1 protein-coding gene is annotated in these 843 nt (G+C 38.2%); it reads left to right on the forward strand.

The genetic code is table 11. The features are described 5' to 3' along the window. Positions 1-23: 23 nt before the first annotated feature. Complete coding sequence (locus CEV08_RS09290; protein ID WP_100131290.1) at positions 24-734, forward strand: type IV secretion system protein; 711 nt, start codon at positions 24-26, stop codon at positions 732-734. The last annotated feature ends 109 nt before the right edge of the window (positions 735-843 follow it).

Below are 843 nucleotides of genomic sequence, written 5' to 3' on the forward strand. Positions count from 1 at the left end.
GCAAAAAGCGACAGGAGAGGAACATGAAAAAACAGGTTATTTTGATAGCAGTAGCAATAATTTTAACTTTGGGGAGTTCAAATCCGGTAATGGCTATAATTGTTGCTTGGCCAGTTCCAGCTTTTGGGAATAAATCAAAACCAAAACCTCCCCCAAAACCAGCACCACCACCGCCACCGAAAGTGCAAACAATCCCTGCCTTCCTCGAAGTCTTAAAGAAACAACTTGCTCAACTAGAGAAGATACATGAGTCTATAACGGGAAGTCAAAAACTAAGTGCTGAAGAACTTGCAAATATGCTGGTAACTCTCAACAGTTTTTTTCTTAAGAAGCCAGAGTCAATTTATGACAATCATCCAGATGTAGCTCAATTACTTCCAAAGATTCTGCACCAAGAAAATGAAACCGACCGTTCTGCTATCACTAGGCGTATCAGACGTGCAGCAGCGATTGATAAAGCCATAAGTTTGCAAGTTTTTGAGGAAGCAGAAAATCGTTTTCAACAAATCTCAAAACTCGTAAAAAAAATAAATGCAACAGCGGATTTAAAAAATATTGCTGAATTACAGGTGCGTATAGAAGGCATGCTAGCCATGATCCAAAATGAAAAAACAAAATTGCAAATGGTTGCACACTTACAAAATGCAGAACAAGCGCTTATCGATCAACAAAAGAAAATGCTTAGCAGGCGGGCATTTAGTAGTCAAAAGAAAAAAATGCCAGCAATACGATAATTTTTTACAACAATGTGTCTGTTTTTGAGAAATGCTAACATAATGAATATTAGCACCCTCTCAGTATGCACCCATGCTGCAAAGTGATGGAAAACTGAAATGCGCTAAA

The sequence above is a fragment of the Bartonella tribocorum genome (assembly GCF_002778015.1).
GTDB classification, from domain to species: domain Bacteria; phylum Pseudomonadota; class Alphaproteobacteria; order Rhizobiales; family Rhizobiaceae; genus Bartonella; species Bartonella tribocorum_B.